The organism is Ruegeria sp. CDSB136 (assembly GCF_059610965.1).
Genome location: NZ_JBXWOP010000052.1, coordinates 1 through 4,922, shown reverse-complemented (window position 1 = coordinate 4,922; position 4,922 = coordinate 1). Strand labels below are relative to the sequence as shown.

Sequence of the window (4,922 nt, the reverse complement as noted above, 5' to 3'; positions counted from 1 at the left end):
CATAATCAATCCAACCAGATGAGCCACGCTCTCTCTTAGATCAGAGCGCCATCTGTCCCAAAATCTCTGACGACGGATAGGGGTATATAGTAATGTGCCTTCAAACGCGTCGAGATCATCCGTCATTTGCAGCCAAGGCAACTTGCTTTGCTTGTTAACGTGAAAAGTCGGTTTAAAATTTTCCGGGTTTTCGAGCGACGCAGCGTAGAGGTGCATGCCACCCGGATAGTGATCGGCTTCAAATCCAATGGGTGACCCACACTTCCCGCAAAAGTGCCTGAAAACACCTTTGCAACTTTCATAAGTGTGAGGTTTATCACCGGTCCATTCAAAGTTCTCTATCGGCACGCCGAACCAAGCGACCACCGGTGCCGCACAATTCCGACGGCAGTCATCACAGTGGCAATAGCATGCCCATGTTTGTTCACCGTGGTAGACCCAGCTTGTTTTTTTACACAGACAATACCCGCGCGTCGCCATTCGATTTTCCTCTAAACCTCCGGGGAACATAGGACGCAGGCGGGTTTTTAGTTGGATGTTTTGGACGTTTCATCAGCAGAAAAACATCGGAACTCAAGGTCAATTTAAGGCTCGAGGCAGACGTTCGCTCAATTCCACTCAATGACTGCGATGCGGACTGTCCCCTGTAGCTTCAATCTTCCGCCAAGTAATCGTTGATTGCGTCAATCGCCGCGTATGTGAAATCATCGTAGAACGCGCCTGTCGACTGAGGTTGTGAGGCTTGCCTGATGAAAGCCGTGTTGTTAGCCCGATCAATGTAAATCCACTGACCGTGAATGCCGAGCGCGGTGAAGGCTTCACGGCCTTCGTTGTGACGCACCCACCATTGTGCACGATAGCTACCTTCTCCATCGGGCATTTCGTTGACATTGGGACCATTCGTCCAGGCGTCTCTATCACCCCCTGTTTCCAACGCTTCGATTACGGCCTCAGGTACGACGACTTCGCCCTTCACCATTCCATCATTCAGCATCATGGCAGCAAATCGTGCCAAGTTGTGCGGTGTTGCATTCAGTCCACCGCCAGCAAACAGGGTGCCATTTTGATCAAGCAAAACGTAGGTCTCACCTTCAGCGCCGACCTTCTCCATTAGTTCTGTGAGTTGGTCAAAGAAAGACTGATCTGTCACACGATTGGTGACCCAGTTGACCACGTCTGTTTTGGGGGTTTGGTAGTGAAACACTTCTCCATGCGCATGTTCTGGATCAATGTCCAGGGTCGGCAAATACCCATAAATGCTGTCAGGCAAGTCCTCTCCAGGGTTGGAGGGAAGCAGGCCAAGAACGCGTCCATACTGTTGGATACCGGAATTGGGGTCAGCATATTCTTCCGTAAATGCCATAGAATTAGTCATATCCAGAGCTTGGCCAAAGGTTGCTTCTCCAAAAGCTCCAGAGGGTGCCAGTTCCGGAATGATTTCTTTCAAAGGAGCGTCTTCTTGAACAAACTCTGCATCGACGGCCATCAAGCCAAAGAGACCTGCAAAGGACTTAGTCACCGACATCATTTGATGCGGTTGATCGGCATGCATTCCGTTCAGATATCTTTCAAAGACAATTGTGTCGCCCCTCAGAACTAAAAACGCATCTGTGTAAGTTTGCTCTAGGAAGTCATCGAGACCGACATTCTCGCCATCTGGATGGGCGATACTCATGCAATCGCTGATCTCCATCGGCGAGCACTATGCCGACAAGATCGTGCAGCCTTCGCTGACAATCTACAGTTCGACTGCCTTCACCGCGGTCTGTTCGACCGCATTCGTCGAGAAGCTGACCAACGAGCACAAAGAGCTGGCCTTTGATGAGTTCAGCCACGTGGATTTCTATTACAAGCCTGAGGCAGTGAAAGCATCGACTGACGCCGTGGCTGAGTTCTTCAACGCGTAAACTTTTTGGTGGAGGTCTTAGCAATAAGACCTCCACCTTCTCCTACAAGTAAGCAGACATTGGTACGACGCGCAGCATCTGTCACGCCGGCCCGAAGCGGCCGTTCGTTGCACTTGGTTTGAGCGACTGCCAGGCGGACTGCCCACTGGCTACGTCGCTATAAGTTTGTGGCTTAATTTCAGTGATCCCCGCGCCAACCGCCGGGAGACTGCGCAGCATATTCCTGACAATTGTCGCATCTTCGTGCATGATGAAAAACAGGCACACTATTTTTGCCTTCCGGGAAGTGTTTGAATTCTCAAGAGGCGCACAATGGAAATATTTGTTAACGGCATAAACACGGTTCTTTGGAACTACGTATTGATTTACGGACTTCTTGCGACCGGTATCTTTTTTACAATTCGTCTTGGCGCACTTCAGTTTCTCCATTTTGGGGAAATGGTGCGCGTGCTCACTTCTGCAAAGAGCACGGACAAAAGAGGTATTACTCCTTTTCAAGCCCTGACAGTGAGCCTGGCTTCACGTGTCGGTACTGGTAATCTGGCTGGCGTAGCCGTGGCCCTGACCTTGGGAGGTCCAGGCGCCATCTTTTGGATGTGGATCGTGGCATTGGTTGGAATGGCCACGGCTTATTCTGAAAGTACTTTGGCCCAACTCTATAAAGTCACATCGTCCAACGGAAGGTTCAGGGGAGGTCCCGCGTTCTACATGGCCAACGCCTTGAATGCGCCTTGGGCTGGAGTCATTTTCTCGATCTGCCTGATAGTCAGCTTTGGTTTGGTTTTTGTCGCCGTCCAATCCAACTCGATTGCCGAGGCTTTCGAGGGCGCGTTCGGGCTGAACAAGTTGGTCGTTGGCATAGCGCTTGCTGCAGCCGCAGCGGTAGTAATATTCGGTGGAATAAGAACCATCGCAAAGTTTGCAGAGATTGTCGTACCGCTTATGGCGGGTCTGTACCTCTTGCTTGGCTGCGTTGTCGTAATCCTGAACATTTCCGAAGTACCCGCTATGTTGTGGTCGATTGTTGCCGGGGCATTTGGCCTTCAGGAAGCTGCCGGAGGCGTGACAGGAGGTGTCATGGCTGCAGCACTTAACGGCATCAAACGGGGGCTTTTCTCAAACGAAGCGGGCATGGGTTCAGCACCAAACATTGCAGCAGTCGCCACACCTGATCCTCACCACCCTTCCAGCCAAGGATTCGTTCAGGCATTTGGGTGTTTCGTGGATACGATTTTGGTCGCAACGGCCACTGCATTGCTAATACTTCTATCAGGCGCAATCGAAATTGATGGGCCTACCGGAATGCGACTTACTCAAGACGCGGCGGCGGTCCATCTTGGCGAAATCGGCCGCCACTTTATCGCGGTTGCTATCGTCTTTTTTGGTTTCACATCCATCCTAGGTAATTACTCATATGCCGAAAACGCGATGACATTCCTAAAATTGGAAGGGAAGCTGCCAATTTACGTCCTGCGATTGGGCTGTCTCGCAATGGTTGTCTGGGGCGCTGTGCAAGCTGTTGCCACAGTGTTCAATTTCGCGGATGCGGCCATGGGAATAATGGCAACCATCAATTTGGTTGCGATACTGCTGCTGTCCGGCACCGTCTATAAACTGACGGTAGACTATTTCTCGCAACGCCGGCAGAACCTTGAGCCTCGCTTTGTTGCCAGCAAATTTCCCGAGCTTGGTAAAGGCGTAGATCACACTGTCTGGACGGAGGAGATCCATGCCGAAACTCAAAAACACTGACGGCGAAAAGCTTCAGGAAGTCTTGGACGATATTGCAGATCGCATAGCCGGCATGTCTGACAGGGGGAAAGTCGCGCAGTATATTCCAGAACTCGCCACAGTCGATCTGAACCAATTCGGCATTGCCGTTGCACCCGTCAACGGTGCGTTAGTGTCCGCTGGAGATGCTGGCAAACTCTTTTCGATTCAGAGCATCTCAAAAGTGTTCTCGCTTACAGTGGCGCTGCAACGGGTTGGCGCCACTTTGTGGCAAAGAGTTGGCCGGGAACCATCTGGCGATCCATTCAATTCCATCGTTCAGCTAGAACACGAGCGCGGAATCCCAAGGAACCCGTTTATCAACCCCGGTGCGATCGTAGTGGCCGATGTTCTGCTCGAAGACCGCTCTTCTGACGAGGCCATCAACGACCTATTGAAGTTGTGCCGAGAGCTTTCAGAGGACGACTCGATTGAGGTCGATTCGTCAGTTGCGGAATCTGAGATGCGAACTGGATCCAGAAACCGTGCGCTTGCCCATTTTATGCAGGCGGAAGGGAATCTTAAGGCGCCGGTAGAGGATGTTCTGTCTCTGTACTTTCGCCAGTGTAGCATCGCCATGTCTTGTGAACAGCTGGCTTTGGCAGGTCGATTTCTTGCCGCAGCGGGTCAAAATCCGGCCAACGGCTCTGCAGTATTGTCGGCGCAACGAGCAAGAAGAGTTACTGCACTGATGATGATGTGTGGATCATACGATGCTTCGGGTGAGTTCGCCTTCCGTGTTGGCCTTCCAGCGAAAAGCGGCGTAGGCGGCGGCATCTTGTGCATTGTACCTGGTATCGCATCTGTAGTCGCCTGGAGCCCTGGGCTCGACTCAAAGGGCAATTCTCATTTGGCAACCATCGCATTTCAAGAGTTGGTCCGCGCGACAGGGTGGTCTATCTTCGGACCAAGTGCGTAACCGAAGTTGGGTGAACTGGGTTCAAGTGAATTGAATTTTGCTTCAATGACCGACAATGAACACCAGGGAAGTGAAACCTGTCTCCCAATTTCCAAGTTCAATTCTGCCACGTTCTTTTCGCAGAGAAATACTGCAAGGTGGTTACACAGTCCTCGCCTAGGAACGATATACGCCACGTTTGTACTGCTAGGATTTGTCGGTGGCGGTATTGCGTAACTAAAGGCAGGCAAATTTCAAAACGTGCCTCGGCTAAACCCACATTCCCCAAGTAAGTCGCTGTTTCCGCTGTCGTGATCGTGTTATTTCCGATATAAATCATGGTGTTG

The 4,922-nt window shown here is 51.3% G+C and carries 6 protein-coding genes; 3 read left to right on the top strand and 3 right to left on the bottom strand.

Going from position 1 to position 4,922, the window contains the following annotated elements:
* Both AC2FIR_RS23975 and AC2FIR_RS23970 read right to left on the bottom strand, forming a co-directional pair.
* Nucleotides 1-480, bottom strand: a 480-nt coding sequence (locus AC2FIR_RS23975; protein ID WP_496763487.1) for a GFA family protein, incomplete at its 3' end; no start/stop codon positions are given.
* Between the two features lie 172 nt (nucleotides 481-652).
* Nucleotides 653-1,675, bottom strand: a complete 1,023-nt coding sequence (locus AC2FIR_RS23970; RefSeq protein WP_496748204.1) for a serine hydrolase domain-containing protein — start codon at nucleotides 1,673-1,675, stop codon at nucleotides 653-655.
* On the opposite strand from AC2FIR_RS23970, the gene AC2FIR_RS23965 reads away from it, so the two are divergent.
* The 3 genes from AC2FIR_RS23965 (at nucleotide 1,674) to AC2FIR_RS23955 (ending at nucleotide 4,596) form a co-directional block, all read left to right on the top strand.
* Entirely contained in the window at nucleotides 1,674-1,907 is a 234-nt protein-coding gene (locus AC2FIR_RS23965; protein WP_496748205.1) for a hypothetical protein, read from the top strand. The genes AC2FIR_RS23970 and AC2FIR_RS23965 overlap by 2 nt on opposite strands.
* Nucleotides 1,908-2,219: 312 nt before the next feature.
* Nucleotides 2,220-3,659: an alanine/glycine:cation symporter family protein gene (locus tag AC2FIR_RS23960; protein ID WP_496763484.1), complete on the top strand. Its 1,440-nt coding sequence runs from the start codon at nucleotides 2,220-2,222 to the stop codon at nucleotides 3,657-3,659.
* The gene (locus AC2FIR_RS23955) at nucleotides 3,637-4,596 is read left to right on the top strand and encodes a glutaminase (RefSeq protein ID WP_170678990.1); all 960 of its coding nucleotides are present in this window, start codon (nucleotides 3,637-3,639) and stop codon (nucleotides 4,594-4,596) included. Before AC2FIR_RS23960 ends, AC2FIR_RS23955 begins: the two co-directional genes overlap by 23 nt.
* 97 nt (nucleotides 4,597-4,693) lie before the next feature.
* Here AC2FIR_RS23955 and AC2FIR_RS23950 read toward each other — a convergent pair.
* The coding region (locus AC2FIR_RS23950; protein WP_496763481.1) for a hypothetical protein at nucleotides 4,694-4,922 on the bottom strand (229 nt) is incomplete at its 5' end.